At 32.8% G+C, this 22,394-nt stretch carries 22 protein-coding genes; 7 read left to right on the top strand and 15 right to left on the bottom strand.

The window, feature by feature from the left end; genetic code table 11:
* Positions 1 to 27 precede the first annotated feature (27 nt).
* Positions 28 to 585, bottom strand: a complete 558-nt coding sequence (locus ACQ0RB_RS13805; protein ID WP_430499158.1) for a DUF4256 domain-containing protein — start codon at positions 583 to 585, stop codon at positions 28 to 30.
* Positions 586 to 698: 113 nt separating this feature from the next.
* On the opposite strand from ACQ0RB_RS13805, the gene ACQ0RB_RS13800 reads away from it, so the two are divergent.
* Genes ACQ0RB_RS13800 through ACQ0RB_RS13790 form a run of 3 tightly spaced genes read left to right on the top strand, consistent with a single transcriptional unit; the run spans position 699 to position 3,916 of the window.
* Complete coding sequence (locus tag ACQ0RB_RS13800) at positions 699 to 1,295, top strand: SprT-like domain-containing protein (protein ID WP_430499194.1); 597 nt, start codon at positions 699 to 701, stop codon at positions 1,293 to 1,295.
* Between the two features lie 5 nt (positions 1,296 to 1,300).
* Positions 1,301 to 2,380: a mannose-1-phosphate guanylyltransferase gene (locus tag ACQ0RB_RS13795; protein WP_430499156.1), complete on the top strand. Its 1,080-nt coding sequence runs from the start codon at positions 1,301 to 1,303 to the stop codon at positions 2,378 to 2,380.
* Positions 2,381 to 2,437: 57 nt separating this feature from the next.
* Positions 2,438 to 3,916: a DUF389 domain-containing protein gene (locus ACQ0RB_RS13790; RefSeq protein WP_335977027.1), complete on the top strand. Its 1,479-nt coding sequence runs from the start codon at positions 2,438 to 2,440 to the stop codon at positions 3,914 to 3,916.
* Positions 3,917 to 3,921: 5 nt separating this feature from the next.
* Here ACQ0RB_RS13790 and ACQ0RB_RS13785 read toward each other — a convergent pair whose 3' ends face one another.
* Positions 3,922 to 4,689 (bottom strand): ABC transporter ATP-binding protein, encoded by a 768-nt coding sequence (locus ACQ0RB_RS13785; protein WP_131508069.1) that lies wholly within the window; start codon positions 4,687 to 4,689, stop codon positions 3,922 to 3,924.
* The gene (locus ACQ0RB_RS13780; RefSeq protein WP_129761479.1) at positions 4,689 to 5,426 is read right to left on the bottom strand and encodes an MlaE family ABC transporter permease; all 738 of its coding nucleotides are present in this window, start codon (positions 5,424 to 5,426) and stop codon (positions 4,689 to 4,691) included. Before ACQ0RB_RS13780 ends, ACQ0RB_RS13785 begins: the two co-directional genes overlap by 1 nt.
* A 111-nt stretch (positions 5,427 to 5,537) precedes the next feature.
* Here ACQ0RB_RS13780 and pafA point away from each other — a divergent pair, with 111 nt between their 5' ends.
* The gene (pafA, locus tag ACQ0RB_RS13775) at positions 5,538 to 7,202 is read left to right on the top strand and encodes an alkaline phosphatase PafA (RefSeq protein ID WP_430499153.1); all 1,665 of its coding nucleotides are present in this window, start codon (positions 5,538 to 5,540) and stop codon (positions 7,200 to 7,202) included.
* A gap of 1 nt (position 7,203) precedes the next feature.
* On the top strand, positions 7,204 to 8,013 hold the full coding sequence (locus ACQ0RB_RS13770) for a DNA/RNA non-specific endonuclease (RefSeq protein ID WP_430499151.1): 810 nt from the start codon (positions 7,204 to 7,206) through the stop codon (positions 8,011 to 8,013).
* A gap of 42 nt (positions 8,014 to 8,055) precedes the next feature.
* Here the strand turns inward: ACQ0RB_RS13770 and ACQ0RB_RS13765 are convergent, their stop codons facing one another.
* The 4 genes from ACQ0RB_RS13765 to gcvP form a co-directional block, all read right to left on the bottom strand.
* Positions 8,056 to 8,907, bottom strand: a complete 852-nt coding sequence (locus ACQ0RB_RS13765; RefSeq protein ID WP_430499149.1) for a glycosyltransferase — start codon at positions 8,905 to 8,907, stop codon at positions 8,056 to 8,058.
* Positions 8,908 to 8,933: 26 nt separating this feature from the next.
* Positions 8,934 to 9,455: a methyltransferase domain-containing protein gene (locus tag ACQ0RB_RS13760; protein ID WP_131508077.1), complete on the bottom strand. Its 522-nt coding sequence runs from the start codon at positions 9,453 to 9,455 to the stop codon at positions 8,934 to 8,936.
* Between the two features lie 110 nt (positions 9,456 to 9,565).
* Entirely contained in the window at positions 9,566 to 10,624 is a 1,059-nt protein-coding gene (locus ACQ0RB_RS13755) for a 3-oxoacyl-ACP synthase III family protein (RefSeq protein WP_129761474.1), read from the bottom strand.
* Positions 10,625 to 10,725: 101 nt separating this feature from the next.
* Positions 10,726 to 13,575 (bottom strand): aminomethyl-transferring glycine dehydrogenase, encoded by a 2,850-nt coding sequence (gcvP, locus tag ACQ0RB_RS13750; protein WP_430499146.1) that lies wholly within the window; start codon positions 13,573 to 13,575, stop codon positions 10,726 to 10,728.
* A gap of 119 nt (positions 13,576 to 13,694) precedes the next feature.
* Here gcvP and ACQ0RB_RS13745 point away from each other — a divergent pair, with 119 nt between their 5' ends.
* On the top strand, positions 13,695 to 14,537 hold the full coding sequence (locus ACQ0RB_RS13745; protein ID WP_430499145.1) for a hypothetical protein: 843 nt from the start codon (positions 13,695 to 13,697) through the stop codon (positions 14,535 to 14,537).
* Here the strand turns inward: ACQ0RB_RS13745 and ACQ0RB_RS13740 are convergent.
* The 5 genes from ACQ0RB_RS13740 to ACQ0RB_RS13720 all read right to left on the bottom strand — a co-directional run bounded on the left by ACQ0RB_RS13740 (position 14,505) and on the right by ACQ0RB_RS13720 (position 17,595).
* Positions 14,505 to 14,765, bottom strand: coding sequence for a hypothetical protein (locus tag ACQ0RB_RS13740; protein ID WP_262733201.1), 261 nt, complete (start codon positions 14,763 to 14,765; stop codon positions 14,505 to 14,507). The genes ACQ0RB_RS13745 and ACQ0RB_RS13740 overlap by 33 nt on opposite strands.
* Positions 14,766 to 14,774: 9 nt before the next feature.
* Positions 14,775 to 15,326 (bottom strand): sigma-70 family RNA polymerase sigma factor, encoded by a 552-nt coding sequence (locus ACQ0RB_RS13735; RefSeq protein ID WP_131508085.1) that lies wholly within the window; start codon positions 15,324 to 15,326, stop codon positions 14,775 to 14,777.
* Positions 15,327 to 15,381: 55 nt separating this feature from the next.
* Entirely contained in the window at positions 15,382 to 16,284 is a 903-nt protein-coding gene (locus tag ACQ0RB_RS13730; RefSeq protein ID WP_430499142.1) for a TIGR01777 family oxidoreductase, read from the bottom strand.
* Between the two features lies 1 nt (position 16,285).
* Complete coding sequence (locus tag ACQ0RB_RS13725; protein ID WP_430499140.1) at positions 16,286 to 16,681, bottom strand: hypothetical protein; 396 nt, start codon at positions 16,679 to 16,681, stop codon at positions 16,286 to 16,288.
* Between the two features lie 410 nt (positions 16,682 to 17,091).
* Positions 17,092 to 17,595, bottom strand: a complete 504-nt coding sequence (locus ACQ0RB_RS13720) for a GbsR/MarR family transcriptional regulator (RefSeq protein ID WP_430499138.1) — start codon at positions 17,593 to 17,595, stop codon at positions 17,092 to 17,094.
* Between the two features lie 150 nt (positions 17,596 to 17,745).
* On the opposite strand from ACQ0RB_RS13720, the gene ACQ0RB_RS13715 reads away from it, so the two are divergent.
* On the top strand, positions 17,746 to 18,450 hold the full coding sequence (locus tag ACQ0RB_RS13715; protein WP_430499136.1) for a hypothetical protein: 705 nt from the start codon (positions 17,746 to 17,748) through the stop codon (positions 18,448 to 18,450).
* Positions 18,451 to 18,469: 19 nt separating this feature from the next.
* Here ACQ0RB_RS13715 and ACQ0RB_RS13710 read toward each other — a convergent pair whose 3' ends face one another.
* The 3 genes from ACQ0RB_RS13710 to ACQ0RB_RS13700 all read right to left on the bottom strand — a co-directional run bounded on the left by ACQ0RB_RS13710 (position 18,470) and on the right by ACQ0RB_RS13700 (position 22,352).
* Positions 18,470 to 20,506: a M3 family metallopeptidase gene (locus tag ACQ0RB_RS13710; RefSeq protein WP_430499134.1), complete on the bottom strand. Its 2,037-nt coding sequence runs from the start codon at positions 20,504 to 20,506 to the stop codon at positions 18,470 to 18,472.
* A gap of 208 nt (positions 20,507 to 20,714) precedes the next feature.
* A complete protein-coding gene (purE, locus tag ACQ0RB_RS13705; RefSeq protein ID WP_129761468.1) occupies positions 20,715 to 21,194 on the bottom strand; it encodes a 5-(carboxyamino)imidazole ribonucleotide mutase in 480 nt (159 codons plus the stop codon).
* A 3-nt stretch (positions 21,195 to 21,197) separates the two neighbouring features.
* A complete protein-coding gene (locus ACQ0RB_RS13700) occupies positions 21,198 to 22,352 on the bottom strand; it encodes a 5-(carboxyamino)imidazole ribonucleotide synthase (RefSeq protein WP_430499131.1) in 1,155 nt (384 codons plus the stop codon).
* Positions 22,353 to 22,394 lie beyond the last annotated feature (42 nt).

Genomic DNA, 22,394 nt, shown 5'->3' with positions numbered 1-22,394 from the left:
CCTCTAGAAAATACCTAGAGGACTTTTCTACACTTTTAAACAACCACGAAATCCTCTTACTGCATAATAAGATTGTGCTCCATTGTGATAAACAAAAACAGTATCATAACGAAAATCAGCAAAAAGAGCACCTCCAAGTTTTCTTATGTTTTCAGGAGTTTGTATCCAACTAGATGTTTTGGTGTCAAAATTTCCTAACTCTTGTAAAGCTCTATATTGTGTTTCGGTTAATAATTCAATTCCCATTGCTTTGGCTACATCAATGGCATTGTTTTCGGGTTTAAATTTCTTGCGAGATTCTTGAGCTTCAAAGTCGTAGCAATAGCTTCTACGTCCATTAGGGCTTTCAGTTGAGCAATCAAAAAACAAATATTCATTTGTTTTAGAGTCAAAATCTACAACATCAGGTTCGCCTCCTGTTTGTTCCATTTGCTGTATAGACCATAGTTTTTCGGGGTTTTCTTCAAGTCGTTTTTGTACACTGTCCCATTCAATACTATTGTGTCTGTGCATATTTTTTTCAAAACGTAGTTTGAGAATTTTAAGTAGTTGATCGCTGTCGTTCTTTGTCAATTGTTTTTTCATGTAAAAGCAGCTTTTAAATAGAAATAAGAAAATTAATGGTTTTATCAGATAATGACGAATTTATGTCTTTATTTTTTTTAAAAACTAAATACAAATCCTTTATTTTTGTTGCGATGCAAAACACACTTCAAAATTATATTCCAGAAAGTGCAATCCCAAAAGTTTTAGAGCTTTTAGACCATGACCATTTAACCGTAAAGGTGAAAAATGAACGTAAAACCAGACATGGAGATTATAAACGTTTACCAAATGGAACACATCAAATTACTGTAAACTCTAACTTAAATAAGTTTAGGTTTTTAATTACACTTATTCATGAAATAGCACATTTTGAGGCATACAAAGAATTTGGACGCTTTATAAAACCTCATGGAGTAGAGTGGAAGCACACCTTTCAGCAATTGATGTTACCGTTTTTAAATCCTAACGTTTTCCCAAATGAGCTTTTACCTCTATTAGCAAAACACTTTAAAAACCCAAAAGCATCTAGCGATACAGATGCACCATTAGCCTTAGCATTAAAGCAATTTGACGAACCTAATGATAAAACATTTGTTTTTGAAGTACCTTTGGGTAAAACATTTAAGCTTTACAATGGCAGGATGTTTTTAAAAGGAGAAAAGCGCAGAAAACGTTTTGAGTGTGTTGAGGTAAAATCAGGAAAAGTATATCTCTTTAATCCAAACGCAGAAGTAGAATTACTAAACTAATAACAATGAATAAGAATTATTATGCAATATTAATGGCAGGTGGAGTTGGTTCCAGATTTTGGCCTGTAAGTACTCAAGAGTATCCAAAGCAATTTCATGATATGTTAGGTACAGGTGATACGCTTATACAAAAAACATTTAATAGATTGTCTGAGCTTATTCCAAAAGAAAATATTTTTATTCTTACCAATGAGCGTTACAACGATTTGGTGTTTCAGCAGTTGCCAGATGTTACAAAACGTCAAGTAGTTTTAGAACCTGCAATGCGAAATACAGCACCTTGTATTTTATATGCATCTTTAAAAATTCAAAAGGAAAATTCTGATGCAGTAATGATTGTTGCACCAAGTGACCATTGGATAGAAGACGAAAACGCATTTACACAAAATGTAAAGCAAACCTTTGAGTTTTGTGAGCAAAACGATGCCTTAATGACTTTAGGAATTCAACCTACTTTTCCAAATACAGGATATGGTTATATAGAGTTTGATAAATCGTCTAATCAAGATATAAAACCAGTAAATCAGTTTAGAGAAAAACCAGATTATGAAACTGCCAAATCATTCATAGCACAAGGAAATTTCCTATGGAATGCAGGTATTTTTATGTGGAGTGCAAAAAGTGTGATTAAAGCCTTTAAAAGCAATCAACCAGAATTGTATAGTTTATTTGAAGCAGGAATTGAGGCTTATAATACCGATTTGGAAGATGGTTTTATTCAAGAAAATTATGCCAAGGCAGAGAATATTTCAGTGGATTATGCCATAATGGAAAAAAGCGAAAATGTGTTTGTGCTACCAGCTACTTTTGATTGGAACGACCTTGGTACTTGGGGAAGTCTTTATGATAAACTAGATAAAGATTCTGATAATAATGCAGTTGTGAATGCTAAAACTTTGACTGAAGATGCTACAGGAAATATGATTAGAAGTAAAAAAGATAAAATTGTAGTTGTTGACGGTTTAAAAGATTACATAATTGTTGATAAAGACGAAGTTTTGCTTATCTTCCCTAAAGCAAAAGAACAAGACATCAAAAAGGTACTTCAAAATGTGAAAGAAAAATTTGGAGAGACCTATGGTTAATTGTTCATAAAGTAATTATTTTAGATCAAATTATTACAAGGTTGGAATTTTAAAGATATGAGCAACGAAAGTAAATTTAACTTCTCTGAAGACGAGCAAATACAAAAAGATAAAGACAAAGCTGTAGAAGAGAAAAAAGAAGCTGTTAGAAAAGATGCAAAAGGTCTTTTTGCTAGTATATCTAACTTTTTAAGTGAGCTTCTAGACTTTAGAGATGATACAGATAGAGATGCAACTATTGCTGCTATAAAAGCCGATATTCCTTTTAAAGGCGCAACGGCTTGGATTTTGGTGTGCTCAATAATGGTAGCTTCAGTAGGACTAAATGCTGATTCTCCTGCAGTTGTTATTGGAGCCATGTTAATTTCTCCATTAATGGGCCCTATTTTAGGTATTGGTATGTCTATTGCGCTCAACGATATTGATACACTTAAGAAATCATTGATAAACTTAGCGATAATGATTGTGTTAAGTTTACTCACAGCCTTTTTGTTTTTTAAATTCTTTCCAACTGCTGATATACAAACCAATGAGATTTTTGGACGTACCAAACCAGATATTAGAGATGTGTTAATCGCTTTTTTTGGTGGAGCAGCTTTAATTATAGCTAGGACTAAAAAAGGCACAATAGCATCAGTTATTTTTGGTGTTGCTATTGCAACAGCTTTAATGCCTCCTTTATGTACAGCAGGTTATGGACTAGCACATAACTGGGAATTTTTCTTAGGAGCAATGAACCTGTTTACCATCAATACTATATTTATTGCTCTTGCCACTTTTATAGTGTTAAAAGTGTTGCGCTTTCCTATGCTTAGATATGCAAACTCTAAAAAGAGAAAACGTATTGCTCAGTTAGCGTCGTTAATTGCTATAGTAGTAATGATTTGGCCAACATTAAGTTTTATAGATTTTATTACAGAGACAAGGTTAAAAGGAGATTATGAGAGTTTTATTGAAAATGAGGTGAAATCTAATAACGACCTTTGGTATCAAAAAGGAATACCTCATTATACTGATAAAAAAATAACACTTTACTTTAATGGTGAAATTTCTGAAGCTACTGAAACTGACTTAAGAAACGAGTTAAAACAATACAATAATATTAGTGATTTTACACTTGAGTTCTTTGGAAACAAAAACAGAAGCTTTGATAAATTATCTGATGCTTACGATAGAGCTATTAATGAACTAGATAGAAAAGACATGATTATTTCTGGTCTAGAACAGGAGATAAGAGAATTACAACAAACCATTTCTGGGTTAAATGGTCAGTTAGAAACTAATAACACTTCAAATGCGATTGCATTTTCTAGTTTAGCTAAAGATGCTAAAATTAAGTTTTCTGATTTAGACTATTTTGGATATTCAAAAAGACTAGAGTCTAAAGACTTTATAAAAGTAGATACAGTAACAATTGCTAATATTAAATGGAAAACCAACGTTAGTGATAGTATTGCTTTAGTAAAAGAAGGTGAGTTACTAGCTTGGTTAAAGCAAACTCTTAAAACTGAAAAAATAAGTGTAAAGAGAGAATAGTTTTTTTAGCTATTCTCTTCTAAGTACATTCTTCGTACTTTTTTAAATAATTCAGAAGAATATACAAAGTTTGTTACTGCTTCGTTGTCAGTTTTAAAAATAGTGTCTTTAGAGCCTTCCCATTCTTTTAGTCCGTTTTTAAGAAACACAATTTTTTCACCTATTTCCATCACTGAGTTCATGTCGTGAGAATTGATTACAGTAGTAATGTTGTACTCGTCAGTAATTTCCTGTATTAAGTTGTCAATAACAATTGCAGTTTTAGGATCTAAACCAGAGTTAGGTTCGTCGCAAAATAAATATTTAGGATTGTTTACAATAGCACGAGCAATGGCAACACGCTTTTGCATTCCACCACTAGCTTCACTTGGCATTTTATTGTGAGCATCGTCAAGATTAACACGCTTAAGCACAAAATCTACACGATCTTGCATTTCACTTTTACTTTGTTTAGTAAACATACGTAATGGAAACATTACATTTTCGGCAATCGTCATAGAATCAAAAAGTGCACTCCCTTGAAATACCATGCCTATTTCGGCTCTTAAATTTCGTTTTTCATCAGGACTTAGCTTGCTAAATATTTTTCCTTCGTAAGCAATAGAGCCTTCTTCATAATCAAATAAACCCAACAAACATTTTAAAAAAACTGTTTTACCAGAACCACTTTGCCCAATAATAAGATTGGTTTTGCCTTTTTCAAAAGAGGTTGTAATTCCTTTTAAAATATGAGCTTCTCCAAACGATTTATGTAAATTTTTAACTTCTATCATTAGCCTAATAACAAACTGGTTAGTAAAAAGTTTAAGAGAATAATTACAACACTAGTCCAAACAAACGAGGTTGTACTAGCTTTACCTACTTCAAGAGCGCCACCTTTCATGTAATATCCATAAAATGAAGGTATGGTTGCTAAAATAAAAGCAAAAACTATAGTCTTTATAAATGCATATGTAATATGGAAAGGAATAAAATCTGTTTGAATACCTATAACGTAATCTTCCAATGTACCATAACCACCATACACACATGCAGCCATACCACCAAGGACGCCTAAAAACATTGCAATGGAAATCACAAAAGGATAAAGCATAAGCGAAATGAATTTAGGGAAAACAAGATAGTTTAACGAGTTAATTCCCATAACTTCTAGAGCATCAATTTGCTCGGTTACACGCATAGTTCCAATGCTTGAGGTAATAAAAGAACCCACTTTACCAGCCATAATAATAGAGATAAACGTTGGAGCAAATTCTAGCACTATCGATTGTCGAGTAGCAAAACCAACAAGGTATTTTGGTATTAAAGGGTTGTTGATGTTTAATGACGTTTGTATTGCAACAACGCCTCCAACAAAAAAGGCTATAAATGCAACAATGCCTAAAGAGCCAATAACTAAATCGTCAATGTCTTTTAATATCAACTGCTTCATTACGCTCCACTTCGTAGGCTTGCGGAACATTTCAGCAATCATCAAAAAATATTTACCAATATTATGAAGGTACGTCATAGTATAATTTGTTACTGCTAAAGTAAAAAAAACTTACAGGTATTTAACCTTAATTTTAAATTATGATGTTTTAAAATCTGTATTTTTGGGCTTCGTTTACAAATCACAACAATGAAAAGACATTTAACACTATTAGTATTATTAGCAATTACTCTATCATGTAAAGCCCAACATGAAATTACAGAGATAGAAACTCAGTATGAACATGATTTAACTTCAAGACCAAAATTGGTTGTAGGTATTGTAGTTGACCAAATGAGATATGATTACTTAACACGTTTTTATAATCGTTTTGGAGAAGGTGGATTTAAACGAATGATAAACGAAGGATTTAACTGCAAGAACAACCATTTCAATTACATTCCAACAAAAACAGGACCAGGACATGCATCGGTTTATACAGGAACTACACCAAAATATCATGGTATAATTGCTAATGATTGGTATGATAAAGATGCTAAACAAATGGTGTACTGTGCAGGAGATGACACGGTGGAATCAGTAGGGACAACAAGTTCTTCTGGAAAAATGTCACCACAGCGCATGTTAACTACCAGTTTTGCTGATGAAAATAGATTGTTTACTCAAATGCGAGGAAAGACCATTGGTATTTCAATGAAAGATAGAGGAGCAATTTTACCTGCAGGACATACTGCTAATGCAGCATATTGGTTTCATGGTAAAAATGAAGGAAAATGGATATCGAGTACTTTTTACATGAACGATCTTCCGCAATGGGTTAAGGATTTTAATAAATCAAATGTTGCGCAATCTTATTTTAAAGTTTGGAATACCTTATACGATATCAATACTTATGTTGAAAGCGGTAGCGATTTAAACAATTTTGAAGGAGGATTTAAAGGTAAGGAAACAGCAACTTTTCCTTATGATTTGGCTGCTTTAAAAGACTCTAATGGAGGTTTTGATATTCTTAAAGCAACTGCTTATGGAAACGACCTTACTACAGATTTTGCTTTAGCTGCAATTGATGGAGAGCAATTGGGTAAAGATAATATCACTGATGTTTTGGCTTTAAGCTACTCAAGTACTGATTATGTTGGGCACAATTTTGGCGTGAATTCTAAAGAAGTTCAAGATACATACCTTAGACTAGATAAAGACTTAGAGCGATTATTTAATCATTTAGATGCTACAGTTGGAAAAGGAGAATATACTGTGTTTTTAACAGCAGATCATGGTGCTGTTGATGTACCATCCTATTTGCAATCGGTTAAAATTCCTGCTGGGTATTTAAATAACTCAAAAACTAAAGCTGATTTTAATGAGTTTATGACTGCTACGTTTGGAGCGTCTGATTTAGTTGAAAATGTAAGCAACGACCAAATATTTTTAAATAGAGAGAAAATAAAGACTCTAGATTTAGACTTAGATGATGTACAAGAAGCTATCGTTGATGAGTTGATTACTTATGAAAACGTATATAAAGTGTATTCGGCTAAAACAATGAGTACAATGTCGTTTGACTCAGGAGTAGAGCAATTACTTCAAAAAGGGTATAATCAAAGACGTTCTGGAGATATTTTGATAGTGCCAAATCCAGCGCATATTTCTTACAGTAAAACGGGTTCAACTCATGGTAGTGGGTTAAATTATGATACACATGTGCCTTTATTATTCTTCGGAAAAGGAATTAAGCATGGAGAAACATTTCAAAAAACCGTAATACCAGATATTGCACCTACAATTTCTGCCTTTTTAGGTATTAGTTTCCCAAATGGTGCAATAGGACAACCTTTAGGATTTGTTTTAGATTAGTTTGAATAAAAGACGATTATATACCATTATTGTTGTACTTATTGTCATAGGTATTTATGGCTACGAACACTTTTTAAAAGAACAAGAAGTAGCCGAAATAGTATCTGAAGGAGAAACTGTAAAAACGGATACTAACGAATACTTTTTGCCAACAAGCACAACAGGACAAATAGTACATCATGAAGGTTACTCGCTGTCTTACAGTGAACCTCACGAGCAAGCTGAATGGGTGGCTTATGAGTTGAAAAAATCGCATTTATCAAACACTAATTTTAAACGACCATATTTTGAAATTGATAAAGCTGTAAAAACTGGAGCAGCACATTGGCGCAATTATAAAAAGTCAGGGTATGATCGAGGGCATTTATGTCCTGCAGGAGATAGAAAATACAGTAAGTATGCTCATGATGAAACATTTTTAACCAGTAATATTAGTCCGCAAGAACATGCGTTTAATTCTGGTATTTGGAATACTTTAGAGCAAAAAGTGCGTTATTGGGCTAGTAAGTATGATGGTGTATATGTGGTTTCTGGAGGTGTGCTAAAAGGTAATTTAAAAACTATAGGAGAAGAGCGCGTAGCAGTTCCTAATCAGTTTTACAAAGTACTTATTGATAATAATACTGGTAATACAAAAATGATAGCGTTTTTGATGCCTCATGAAAACTCTAATAAACCATTGTATGAGTTTGTGGTTTCGGTAGATTCTTTAGAAGCGTTAACAGGAATTGATTTTTTTCCAGAACTAGATGATGCTATTGAAAATAGGTTAGAGGCTTCAAGTAGTTACAAAGCGTGGAGTTTTGATTAAAAATTGTCTTTTGTATTGTTGTAATGCCTACTTTTTCTAAGTTTATTGTTTGAGTTTGCCTATTATTCCTTTCCAACGAAGTTGTCGAATAAATTTCCCTTCATCTTTAGAAACTAAGAACGCTTTGCGTGCTTTTTTTGCTTTAAAATAGCCTACTAAGTAATTTTTAAATAGAGCAAAACTTCTTTTTTTATAAGATAGTTTTAATGCCGAAATTAATGTAATTACAAAACCATAACGCATTTTATACATGGCTTCACCTTGTAAGTATTTAGAGGCTTTATTGTAACTATTTCCTGTAGGTTTTAAATGCTTTACACAAAGCGACTCGTCTACCACCACTTTCCAATTATGGTATTTAGCGAGTAAAGTATCTACAGTGTCCCAACCAATGGATGGTTTTAAGCCACCAATAGCTTTAAAGCAAGCTTTTCGGTAAGCTTTAAATGGTCCTCGAACATGCGTTTTGTTGGCAATGTTTTCATAAACCCATTCATGGTCTTTTTTTATATAGGCTAAACCTCCAGCAATTCCAACAGATTTATTACTTTCAAAAACCATTTTTATACACTCTAAATAATTGGTAGGAAGAATAATATCTGCATCAAACTTACAAATTACATCGTAGTTATCGTCTAGCGTGTTGTAGCCTTGGTAAAAGGCGTTTATTACTTTTGAACCCGGAAGATGAGTGTTAGAAGATTTGTAATTTACAAGGGTTATCCAGGAGTGTTTTGAGCAAAAGGAAGAGACTATAGCTTCAGTCTTGTCTGTAGAGTTATCGTTAACTACAACCACTTTTTTAGGTAAAACTGATTGATTTACTAACGACTCTAAAGTTTGCGCAATGCAATCTTCTTCATTATAAGCTGGTATGACGATATAAAAGTTCAAAAATTTGAAATATTAAGTATTCAAAGTTAAACTCTTTCAGCATAAACAATGTAATATCTTGGAGTAAACCAACGTAATATGGGTCTAATACCTATCTTTTTTGTTGGATTGGTCCATTTTTTAGAGTCTATAATTTTCCAACCTGTTTTTTCTAATAACCAATCAAACTGCCAATCTTCAAACTCATGGTAATGACGATCTCGCATATCGGTTTTACTTCTGTAAGCAGAAGCAAACCATAATTTTAAAGGAATGCTAGCTACTAATTTATCTGATTTTATAGACTTTAAAACAGTGTAAGGTGAAAGCAAATGTTCAAAAATTTCAAAAGCAGTTACCACATCAGTATTGGCGTTTTCAATTTCAGAAGTGTCTTCGTCTAAATCAATACCAGAAGTGTTTTCAACAGAAAACCCATTTGCTTTCATAATTTCTGTAAATGGGTTTTCTACACCTAAATCCAAAACAGATGCAGGTGTTTTAATATGCTTTTTTAAGAACTCTAAAGTTATTTTATATCTCTTGTGTGGAAATTTTCCTTCGTACATAATATTTCCCACGAAAGTGGGAATCTCATTTGATGAAACAATAATTTAAAAAACTTACAAAGATTATAACACTCTAAAGTTCATTTTAAATATGTGCTTAGTGCGTTGTATTAATATTTGTAAACAATAGCGTTAATGTGCATTCCTGCACCAACACTTGCAAACATAATAATATCTCCTTTTGTAAGACTATGATTTTCTAATTTATTGTTCTTTACCAAGTCAAAAAGTGTAGGTACAGTTGCAACAGAACTATTACCTAATTTTTGAATGTTCATAGGCATAATGCCTTCAGGAATATCGGTTTTATAGAGTCTGTAAAAGCGTTTTAATATGGCTTCGTCCATTTTTTCATTAGCTTGATGGATGAATATTTTTTTCACCTCTTTAATGTCAATTCCGCTTTTATCTAAGCAGGCTTTCATTGCACTTGGAACATTGCTTAAAGCAAATTCGTAAATTTTACGACCATCCATTTTAATGTAACGTGTGTCTCTACAAAGGTCTTGATTGTTTGAGTTTCCGAAGAATAAATAGTAAGCTTCATCATAAGTAAAACTAGCACTTTCGTGTGCTAAAATTCCGCCTTCATCATTAGTAGCTTCTATAATTGTTGCGCCAGCTCCATCACTGTAAATCATAGAGTCTCTATCGTGCTTATCAACCACTCTCGATAAAGTTTCAGCTCCTATAACTAAGCAACGTTTTGCAATACCAGCCTTAATAAATGCATTAGCTTGTATAACACCTTCTACCCAACCAGGACAACCAAAAAGAATGTCATAGGCAACGCATTTTGGGTTTTTAATACGCAAGCTGTGTTTTATTCTTGCTGCTAAACATGGTAAAATGTCACTTTGAATGGTGTTGTGTTTAACATCACCAAAATTGTGTGATACTATGATATAATCTAGAGTTTCAGGGTCTATGTTTGCGTTAGCAATAGCTTTTTCGGCAGCAAAGAACCCAAGGTCAGATGCTGTTAAATGGTGTTTTGCATATCTACGTTCAGCAATACCAGTTATGGCTTTAAATTTATCAACAATAACTTCGTTAGGATGATTAATTTCTGAGCCATCAGTGTTTAAAAACTGGTGTTGGTGAAAGTTTTCATTTTTTTCAATGGTATCAGGAATATAGCTTCCAGTACCTGTAATTTTTATATTCATAAAAGAAAAAAGCCTTTAATTTTTACTAATATAACAAATATACTAGCTGTAAATTAAAGGCGTCTTTATTATCTGATTATTTTACGATGTTCAACATCGTATTATGCATCCATATATTCTTCAATTGGAGCGCAAGTACATATTAAATTACGGTCTCCATAAGCATCGTCAACACGTCTTACAGAAGGCCAAAATTTATTGTCTTTTACATAGTCCAAAGGAAAAGCAGCTTTCTCTCTAGAGTAAGGTAGTAACCACTCGTCTGAGGTAACTAACTCTAAAGTGTGAGGTGCATTTTTTAAGACATTATTGTCGTCTTCTTTAGAGACTTCGCTAATTTCTTTTCTAATAGAAATCATAGCGTCACAAAAGCGGTCCATTTCAGCTTTGCTTTCACTTTCAGTAGGTTCAATCATCATTGTTCCTGCCACAGGAAAAGATACTGTTGGTGCATGGAACCCATAATCCATTAAGCGTTTTGCAATATCAACTACTTCAATTCCGTTGGCTTTAAATGCTCTACAATCTACAATCATTTCATGAGCTGCTCTACCACGTTCCCCAGAATACAGTGTGTCAAAACTTCCTTGTAAACGGTGTTTGATATAATTGGCATTCAAAATAGCAATTTTGGTAGCTTGAGTTAAACCTTCTGCACCAAGCATTTTAATATATCCATAAGAGATTAAGCATGCTAACGCAGAACCAAAAGGTGCAGCTGAAATAGCTGTAATAGCTTTTTTACCACCAGTTTTTACTATTGGATTTCCTGGTAAGAAAGGTACAAGTTGTTTAGCAACACAAATTGGTCCAACTCCAGGACCTCCACCACCATGAGGAATAGCAAACGTTTTATGAAGGTTAAGGTGACATACATCTGCACCAATATTTCCAGGGTTTGTTAACCCTACTTGAGCGTTCATGTTTGCTCCATCCATATAAACTTGTCCGCCATTATCATGGATGATTTTAGTAATTTCTTTTATGGCAGATTCGTAAACACCATGTGTTGAAGGGTAAGTGACCATTAAACAAGACAAATTGTCTTTGTGTAATTCGGCTTTTTCACGTAAATCATCAACGTCAATATTACCTTCGTCAGTAGACTTAGTAACTACAACTTTCATTCCTGCCATTACTGCACTTGCAGGATTGGTACCATGTGCAGACGACGGAATTAAACAAATATTTCTATGATGATCTCCACGAGATTCGTGATATGCTTTTATAACCATAAGTCCAGCAAACTCACCTTGAGCACCAGAGTTTGGTTGTAAGGAAGTGGCTGCAAAACCAGTGATTTCAGTAAGTTGATCTTCTAGTTCTTTTAAAACCGTAAGATAACCTTCAGCTTGTTTTTTAGGAACAAAAGGATGAATGTTTGCCCATTTAAAAATACTTAAAGGCAACATTTCAGCAGCTGCATTAAGTTTCATGGTACAAGAACCTAAAGAAATCATCGAGTGGTTTAATGATAAATCTTTACGCTCTAAAGATTTTATATAACGCATCAACTCGGTTTCTGAGTGATAAGTGTTAAAAACATCTAACGTTAAAAAGTCTGACTGTCTTTGTAAATCTTCAGCAATATTAACATCTTCAGTAATTGAAGAAATTTCGAAAGCCTCTTTTTTAGCCGCTTTTGCAAAAACAGCAATAATATAATTTAAATCTCTTACCGATGTTGTTTCGTTTAACGCAATAGTTACTGTGTTATCATCAGGATAGAAGAAATTTACTTTTTTCTCTTTAGCAATCTTTCTAAGTTTTTTAGCATCAGTTTTTATTTGAAGCGTATCAAAGTAAGAAGTATTAGCTTGCTTATAACCTAATTTTTTTAATGCCTTTTCTAGTGTTGAAGCTGAATTATGAACTTTGTTAGCAATAAATTTAAGCCCTTTAGGACCATGATATACTGCGTACATTCCTGCCATAACAGCTAATAATACTTGAGCAGTACAAATGTTTGATGTTGCCTTGTCACGCTTAATGTGTTGCTCACGTGTTTGTAACGCCATACGTAAAGCTCTGTTGCCATTAGTGTCTTTTGTTACACCAATAATACGACCAGGAATATCACGTTTATAGGCTTCTTTAGTTGCAAAAAATGCTGCGTGTGGTCCACCATAACCCATTGGGATTCCAAAACGTTGGGTAGTACCTACAACAACATCAGCTCCAAATTGTCCAGGAGCTTCCAGTTTAACTAAACTTAAAATATCAGCAGCTACAGCTACTTTAATTTGATTTTCGTTGGCTTTTGAAATGAAAGATTTTATGTCAGTAACCTCTCCATTTTTTCCTGGATATTGAAGGATAGCTCCAAAAAATTCCGAAGAAAAATCAAACTCATCTTCATTGCCTACTACAATTTCTACACCAATAGGAGTGGATCTTGTTTCTAGTAATGATAGTGTTTGCGGTAAAATATTTTCAGAAACAAAAAACTTGTTAACACCTTGTTTCTTTTGGTCGCGTTCTCTTACTGCAAATAACAAACTCATAGCTTCAGCAGCAGCAGTACTTTCGTCAAGTAAAGATGCATTTGCTATTTCCATACCTGTAAGGTCAGTAACCATAGTTTGGAAATTTAATAAAGCCTCTAGACGACCTTGAGCAATTTCGGCTTGGTAAGGTGTGTAAGCTGTATACCAACCTGGATTTTCTAAAATATTACGCTGAATAACTGCAGGTAAAATAGTTGGGTGGTATCCTAAACCTATGTATGTTTTATAAACCTTATTCTTTTTTGATAATTCGTGAATATGAATATTGTAATCATATTCAGTCATTGGTTCATCTAGATTCAATTCTTTTTTTAAGCGAATATCATCAGGAATGGTTTCGTAGATTAGTTGTTCTAAAGAGTCAACACCAAGGGTTTTTAGCATCTCTTTTTGGTCGTCTTCTCTAGGACCAATATGACGAAGTGCGAAAGCGTTTGTATTCATTAAAATTATGTTGTGTTTTGAAGCGCAAAATTACGGAATTATTCATGTTTTTTTGTTAATGAAAATGAAAGTTTTTAACCAAATACAACTGTTATTAACACTTTGACTATTTTTGTTATATGAAGGTTTTGAAGCGTATTTTTGATTTTTATATCAATAGTAGTATTCATGTGGCTTTATCAGTGTTCTCATTAGCGTGGATTACACTTTTAGAGTTTGAATTGCCTTATGATAAAAATGTCCTTTTTTTCATCTTCTTTGCTTCAATTACAGGATATAATTTTGTGAAGTTTTTTGGCTTAGCAAAGTTTCATCATAGAAGTTTGGCAACGTGGTTGAAATATATTCAATTATTCTCGTTGGTTTGTTTTTTATTGATGTGTTATTATGTCTTGCAGCTGGAGCAAACAACATTAGTCTATATTTCTGTTTTTGGAGTTGTTACATTTTTATATGCAATTCCATTTTTACCCAAAAAGATTTTTCTTGATGAGAAACAAAACTTAAGAAGTTTAAGTGGTCTTAAGGTGTATGTGATAGCTTTAGTTTGGTGTGGTGTTACTGTGTTTTTGCCGCTTGCGAATGCAGATTTTTTAATGAATTGGGATGTGAGTATTACTGCAATTCAGCGTTTTGTATTTGTCCTCGTGTTGATGTTACCATTTGAAATAAGAGATTTACAGTATGATAGTGTAAAGCTAGCAACAATTCCGCAGCAAATAGGAGTTAAAAAAACTAAAGTGATAGGTGTGTTGTTACTTATGGTGTTCTTCTTTTTGGACTATTTAAAAGATGATATACAGTTAATGAATCTACTGGTTTTATTGGCAATTACTGCAATTACTTTGCTAAGTGTTGTGTTGGCTAAAAAAGAACAATCAAAATATTACAGTGCCTTTTTTGTAGAAGGCATTCCTGTTTTGTGGTTGCTATTGGTTTTGGTTTTTCAACTGCTGACTTAATTGATCTTTAAGTGCTTGACGTTCTTCTTTTTTTAAGCATTCCACATCCGAAAACTTTATGGTTTTTGTAAGCGATTTATTTCGTTTTGTATAAGCTCTTGTTACTCTACACCAAGATAAGCGTATTGTAAGCTTTATTCTTTCCCAAAAAGTAGCATCTCCATATTGTGATTTATCACAAATTTGTTTTGCTTCTTCGCACGATATAAACAGTACACTTTTTTTCATTTGTTGTTATTATAACCAATTTTCTTCTAAACATTCAGCCATAGCATTTCTGGCTCTATGGATAATTACCCAAAGGTTAGACGCAGTAATGTTTAATTCATTACAAATAGTTTCAGTATCTAATCCTTCTATGGTTTTCATTTTAAAAACATTAGCTTGTTTTTCAGGGAGTTTACCTAAACAGTTGTAAATAGCATCGCCTAATTCCTCGTTTTCAAGTTTGTCTTCAGCTGTTTTATCAAATGGATCCGAAACACGTTCTTCAAGCCAATCGCCTTCAGCTTCATCGGAGTTGTAAGACATACGTACTTCGGCTTGTCCTTTTTTAGAGTTTATCTTGCGGTAATGGTCAATGATTTTTCGCTTCAAAATAGCAATAAGCCATGTGCGTTCGTTGGCATCGCCTTTAAAGTTTTTCATTGATTTTAATGCGGCAAAAAAAGTATCTTGAACCAAATCCTTAGCCATTTCACGGTCGTTTACACGCGATATGGTATAGTTAAAAAGATAATCGGAATAGTTATCAATCCAATTATCAGGATTTAGTGTATGGTTAGGCATGTTTCTTCTTCAAGTATTTAGTCAAAAATAGCTAAATAATATTAATTAATATAAATTAGTTAGTCAATAAGTCGTGTAAAGCATTCTCGATTTTTGGGTGTTTAAACTTAAAACCATTATCGATTAACCGTTTTGGAATAACATTCCTACTTTTTAAGACAAGCTCGGTTTCAGTACCAATTAATTTTGCTCCAAATTCTAATATGGGTTTTGGGTGAGATAATCCAAAAGGGACTTTTAATATTTTCCTTAAAGATTTCATTAAAACAGAGTTTGTTGTAGGATTAGGTACGCTTAAGTTGAATTTGCCTTGTAAAGTTTCAGTGTTTAATATAAATTCAACTGCATTAGCAAAATCAAATTCATGTATCCAACTTACTTTTTGGTTTCCATTACCTTGTTTGCCTCCTAAACCAAATTTTGTTAAACGTTTTAGAGGAACTAAAGCACCTCCATTTTTTCCTAATACAATTGAAGTACGCAATGCTATCTTTCTTGTTTTTGGGTTGATAACTGAAAAGAATGCCTTTTCCCAAGACTTTGCAATGTTCATTGAAAAGTCATTTCCAATTTCTCCATTTTCTTCTGTCATTTCTTTATGCAATGAATGCTTGTAAATTGTAGCTGTAGAAGAATTTATCCATACTTTTGGAGGGTTTTCGCATAAGTTTATAGCTAAGCCTAAAATATGAGTTGAGTCTATTCTAGAGTCGTAAATTAGTTTCTTGTTTTTTTCTGTATATCTGCAATCAACTGATTTTCCTGTAAGATTGATTAGTGCATCAGCATGTTCTAAAACACCTACCCATTTTCCAATATCTTTTGCATTCCAGTAAATGTCATTTTCTTTTTTTGGTTTTCGGGTTAGTATTTTTACTGAATACCTTTTTTTGATAAAGTAATCTTCAAGTACTTTACCTAGAAACCCACTTCCGCCTGCTATTATTATTGTTTTCATTTTAACTCGTTTTTCGTTGTGTTGATGGTTTTGTAGGTTGTTTAGAAATCCTTCTTCCTCTAAAAAAAAGAAACAGATTCAAGAATAAAATAATCCCTAAATAAATGGTAAAGCCTCCTATTTTTTTGCTTAAAATCTCTATTAGATTTTGACTAGTTATTGGGCTATTATTGTAATAGTGAATTTCCATAATATATAGAGCAAAACCAATGTTGGTGAGATAAAAACCAATTTCAAAGAGTTTGTTTGTAGCTAATGCGATGTCTTCTTTTCCTTTGAAGATATCTATCATAAAAAGTTTACCATTTTTAAATAACATTTTAGATACATAGATTGTTAGTATTATAACAATAGGTAGGTATACAATGTAACCGATAATAATTTTTGAATTTTCCATAATGATTTATTGTTTTAAAGTTTTTGATTTTACTAAGTATGTTAAACATAAAATATTGTTATAGTGCAATATTGCTAGACCAATAATAATTATACCTAAATGACAACTGATAGAATTGACTGCTTCAGAAAAAGAATTAACCTTTTCCCAATACGAGATTGTTACAATAGCGTAGCCTAGATTTAATAGATAATAACCTGTTAGTAGGAGATTATTAATGTTTTTTACAATTGATTTTTTTTGATGAAATAAGTGTAATAGATAGACTTCACCATAACTGTAAAATAACCAACCAACTCTAATCATAATGAAGAATATAATTGGAATATATATACAGTATGTTATGATGTTATAATTCATTTTAATGTTTTTAAACTTTCAATAATTTTTGAAAGTATAATTTAAATTTTTTATGTAAAGAGTTTAAGCAATGATTTTGTTAACCAATTTTGTTGCTGGTTTACCACTTTGTTTATCATAGTATCCATTGTGTCGGTTAGTTCATGTAATGCTTTTGTTTGTTTTATAAGTTCTTTAGTTTTTTCAGTGCCATCATCTTTTATAGATGATACATCTTTTAATATTTTAACGACTGGTTTAATTTCACGTCTGCTACGTTCTTTAGCGACAATTCGTGCTAATTCTTGTACGTCTTTTTCGGTAGTGAAATATTCTTTACGCTCACCAGGAATAATTTCTTTGGTTACAATTCCCCAATCCATCAGTTGTCTTAAGTTCATGCTAGTGTTGCCTCTAGAAATCTTCAGTTCTTCCATAATGTCTTCCATAGACAAGGGTTTTGTGGAAATAAAAAGCAGTGCTTGAATTTGCGCCATGGCTTTATTTATTCCCCAAAGCGAACCCAAACTTCCCCAAGTGCTAATAAATTTTTCTTTTGCTTCTTGATATTCCATAGAGCAAATATATAAAATATTTTAAACTTTCAAAAATTATTGAAAGTTAATTTGTTTAAATGTATACAGTAAAAATCTTTCGCTTTGTAAAAGATTTGAGAAATGACAACTAAAAAATCATTAAGTTTAAATGCTAATTTTTAAAAGGTTATGATTTCAGAACAAGAAAGAGTATTAAGTGAACACTTGTCAACCCAAAGAGTAATTATTAAAGTTATAGTAAAAAGAATTTCCTATTTAAGGTTTTTTATTAATAATAACAGCACCCCAAATAACTTTTTATTAAATGCGATGATTGCAATAAGAGCTCAAATTATTTTAGATTTATGTAAGCTATTTATAAAACCACTTAATGAAAAAGATGTAATTGAAATAGAAAAAAAAGTTAGATCTAAAAAAGGAAATAAATCATATTGTTTTGGTAATGAGCAAAGAATAAAAATCAAGTATAAAGAAAAGAATTCAAATAGTAATTTTTTCTATGTTTTCAATAGGTATAAGGACTACTTCAAGGATTCTTATGGAGTAGTTAAAATAATTTTAGATTCTGTTTCTGATGAAATTGATATTACGTTAAAAGAGAGAAATAAACAACTTGCTCATAAGGATTTCAAAACAGGTCACGCATATCAAGTGTTTATTAAAGACAAGTTTGAGATATTAGAAAAATTAACTGATACTGCTGTTGAGATTTTTAAATTATTACAGAAAGATATAAGAGGAGGTAACCCATCTTATGATGAATCTGTCGATTCTTTAAAAGAAGTAATGAACTTGGTTAAGAAGTCAAAGGAAGAAAGAGACAAAAAGTATATAGAACAAGCATTTAAACATAAAAAAAGAGCCAAAGATTAACTTTGGCTCTTCATAATTTTTATTTCTCAATCAAACCAGCACGTTTTAGTAGTGCCTCTGGTTGAGGCTCTTTTCCACGGAAACGTTTATAAAGCGTCATAGGGTCTTCAGTTCCTCCTTGTGAAAGCACATTGTCTTTAAATTTCTGTGCAACATTTTTACTAAAAATGCCTTCTTTCTTAAAAAACTCAAAAGCATCAGCATCTAATACTTCAGCCCATTTGTAACTGTAATAACCAGATGAATATCCGCCTTGGAAAATGTGAGAGAATGAGGTGCTCATACAATTTTCACTAACATCAGGATAAAGTTTTGTATTCTCAAATGCTTTTTGTTCATGTGCTTTTACAGAAGTTATTGTTTCTGGAGCTTCATTAGCATGCCAACTCATATCCAATAACCCAAAACTTAACTGACGTAAAGTTTGCATACCTTCATGAAACGTAGCAGAGGCTTTTATTTTTTCAATTAAATCCATTGGGATCACTTCTCCAGTTTCATAATGTGTTGCAAACAGCTCTAAAGCTTCTTTCTCATAACACCAGTTTTCCAGTACCTGACTTGGTAATTCTACAAAGTCCCAAAACACACTTGTGCCAGATATACTTGGGTAGGTAGTGTTGGCTAACATACCATGTAAAGCGTGACCAAACTCGTGAAAAAGTGTGGTGACTTCATTAAAGGTTAGAAGTGAAGGTTTAGTTTTTGTAGGTTTGGTAAAGTTGCAAACTATAGAAATGTGAGGTCTGCTATTTTCGCCATTTTTCACATACTGTGGTTTGTAAACAGTCATCCACGCGCCATTACGTTTTCCTGCTCTTGGGAAAAAGTCAGCATAAAAAATCGAAATGTAATTACCGTCGCTATCAGTTACTTTGTAAGTAAGCACATCGTCGTGGTATTTATCAATCGTGTTGATTTCTTCAAACTGTAAACCGTATAGTTTTTCAGCAATGGTAAACACTCCATTAATAACATTTTCAAGTTTGAAATATGGTTTTAGCTTTTCGTCATCTAAATCGAATAGCTTTTGTTTTAATTTTTCAGAATAATAACCACCATCCCATTTTTGTAATTGCTCAATACCATCTAGTTCTTTGGCAAAATCGCTTAATGTTTTAAACTCACGTTCGGCAGCTGGTTTAGCCTTTTCTAATAAATCGTTTAAAAAGGTGTTTACAGTTTCAGGATTTTTTGCCATACGCTCTTCTAAAACAAAATGCGCATGCGTTTTGTATCCTAATAAGTTAGCACGTTGATGGCGTAGTTTGGCAATTTTTAAAACAATGTCTTGATTATCTAATGTATCATTGTTAAACCCTTTTGCTCCAAAAGCTAAAGCTAATTTTTTACGCAACTCACGATTTTTAGCATAGGTCATAAATGGTATGTAGCTTGGATATTGTAAGGTAATCATCCAACCGTCTTTACCTTTTTGTTCAGCAGTTTGTTTGGCTTCTTCTTTGGCGCTTTCTGGTAAACCGTCTAAATCGGCTTCATTAGTAATGTGAAGTTCATATTTGTTGGTTTCAGCCAATACGTTTTCACCAAATTTTAGTTTTAGTTTACTTAATTCTTTATCAATGTCGCGAAGCTGTTGTTTTTTGTCTTCAGGTAAATTGGCTCCATTTCTAGAAAACCCTTTATATTTTTTATTAAGAAGTGTTAACTGTTCCGTTGTTAAATCTAAACTGTCTTTAGCATCGTAAACGGCTTTAACACGTTTAAATAACGTTTCGTTTAAAGTGATATCATTACTGAATTCAGATAATAAAGGTGAAACCTCTTGAGCAATCTTTTGAATTTCGTCGTTGGTTTCAGCAGAATTTAAATTGAAGAATATACTTGAGATTCTATCTAACTGTTCACCTGAAAAATCTAAAGCTTCAATAGTATTTTGAAACGTTGGTGCTTCCGGATTATTGGTTATGGCATCAATTTCTGCTTTTGCATCTTCAATTCCTTTTTTAATTGCTGGAAGAAAATCCTCGTTCTTTATTTTTGAAAACGGAGCAGTATGAAATTGAGTGTCAAAGGGTTTGTTTAAAATATTCATTTTAAGTGCTATTAATTGTTAAAGTCAGTGTGATATTTTTCCTACTAAGAAATTGAAATACTGAATATTAACTTTTTTTTTAGGTTTTTATTTAAAATATAATTTTATCTTTGCGGCAGATTTTTCATAAGAGTTTTAAAGAGAGCTCTTTAAAGAAATAATTGATTAATAGCGTTAAAAACCTCGGCTTTCTGTCGAGGTTTTTTTGTTATAAATCTTTAGCAGATTCTATTACCTTGGCTTTCAGACCTTCTTTGTAAACCATTATTTTATCTAGAACACATTGGTCAGAGCTACCAATAATTTGAGCAGCTAAAATTCCTGCATTTTTTGCACCATTTAAAGCCACAGTTGCTACAGGAACACCACCAGGCATTTGAAGAATAGATAAAACAGAATCCCAACCATCAATAGAGTTGCTGCTTTTTACAGGAACACCAATAACAGGTAGTGGAGATAAAGAAGCTACCATACCAGGTAAGTGTGCTGCACCACCAGCTCCAGCAATAATTACTGAGATGCCTCTTGTATGTGCGTTTTTACCGTAATCGAACAGTTTTTCAGGTGTACGATGAGCCGAAACAATATCAACTTCTATATCTATATCAAATCCTTTTAGTATGTCAATAGCGTCTTGCATAACAGGCAAATCGCTTTTACTTCCCATAATGATTCCTACTTTGCTCATAGTTTATTTGCTTATAACTTTAATGGTTTTCTTTACTTGTTCAGCTACACGTCTTGCTTCGTTTATATCTTCATTTACAATGGTTACATGTCCCATTTTTCTAAACGGACGAGTTTGTTTTTTTCCGTATATATGAGGTGTAACACCTTCTAGTTTCATTATTTCGGCAATGTTTTCATAAACAACATCTCCTGTATGACCTTCGGCTCCTACCAAATTTACCATAATTCCACCAACTTTACTATCTGTTTGTCCTAATGGTAAATTAAGAATAGCACGTAAGTGTTGTTCAAACTGTGAGGTGTAACTCGCTTCAATAGTTTGATGACCCGAGTTGTGAGGTCTTGGTGCTACTTCGTTAACCAAAATCTCATCGTTTTTAGTCTGAAACATTTCAACTGCTAAAAGTCCAACATGGTTAAATGCTTTAGAAACATTTAAAGCCACTTCACGAGCTTTTTGCGCAACAGTGTCATCAATTCGTGCAGGACAAATAACATATTCGACTTGGTTGGCTTCAGGATGAAATTCCATTTCAACTACTGGATACGTTTTTATATCACCATCAACATTTCTAGCCACAATAACTGCCAGTTCATTTTTAAAAGGAATCATGTCTTCTGCAATACACTCAACATTAGGTAAACCTTCTAAATCCTCTATAGTTCTTACAACTTTTACACCATTACCATCATAACCAAACTGAGCGCTTTTCCATACAAAAGGGAGTTGTAAGCCTCCATTGTGAATAGCTTCTTTAATTTCAGAAGTGTAAGCGAATCGAGTAAAATCGGCTGTTGGGATGTTATGGTCTTTATAAAACAGTTTTTGTGTTGCTTTATTTTGAATGGTTCTCAAAGTTTTTGAAGAAGGGTATACTTTTACGCCTTCTTTTTCTAGAGCTTCAAGTGCATTTGTGTTTACGTTTTCAATCTCAAAGGTTAAAACGTCAACCTGTTTTCCAAAATTGTAAACCGCATCAAAATCCATTAAATCACCAAGTTGAAACTCGTTGCAAGCAATTTTACAAGGTGCTTCGTTGCTAGCATCCAGTACTTTAGTGTAGATATCAAATTTTCTGGTATTGTAAAGCATCATTTTACCAAGTTGTCCACCACCAAGAATACCTAGCTTAAATTCTGAAGAGAAAAAATTCATTGTGTTGATTTTCCACAAAAGTACAAATCAAAACCCTCTGAA

The sequence above is a fragment of the Gaetbulibacter sp. PBL-D1 genome (assembly GCF_050509525.1).
Classification (GTDB): Bacteria; Bacteroidota; Bacteroidia; order Flavobacteriales; family Flavobacteriaceae; genus Gaetbulibacter_B; species Gaetbulibacter_B jejuensis.
Note: the sequence above shows the minus strand (reverse complement) of the source record. Positions and strands in the feature narration are given on the sequence as shown.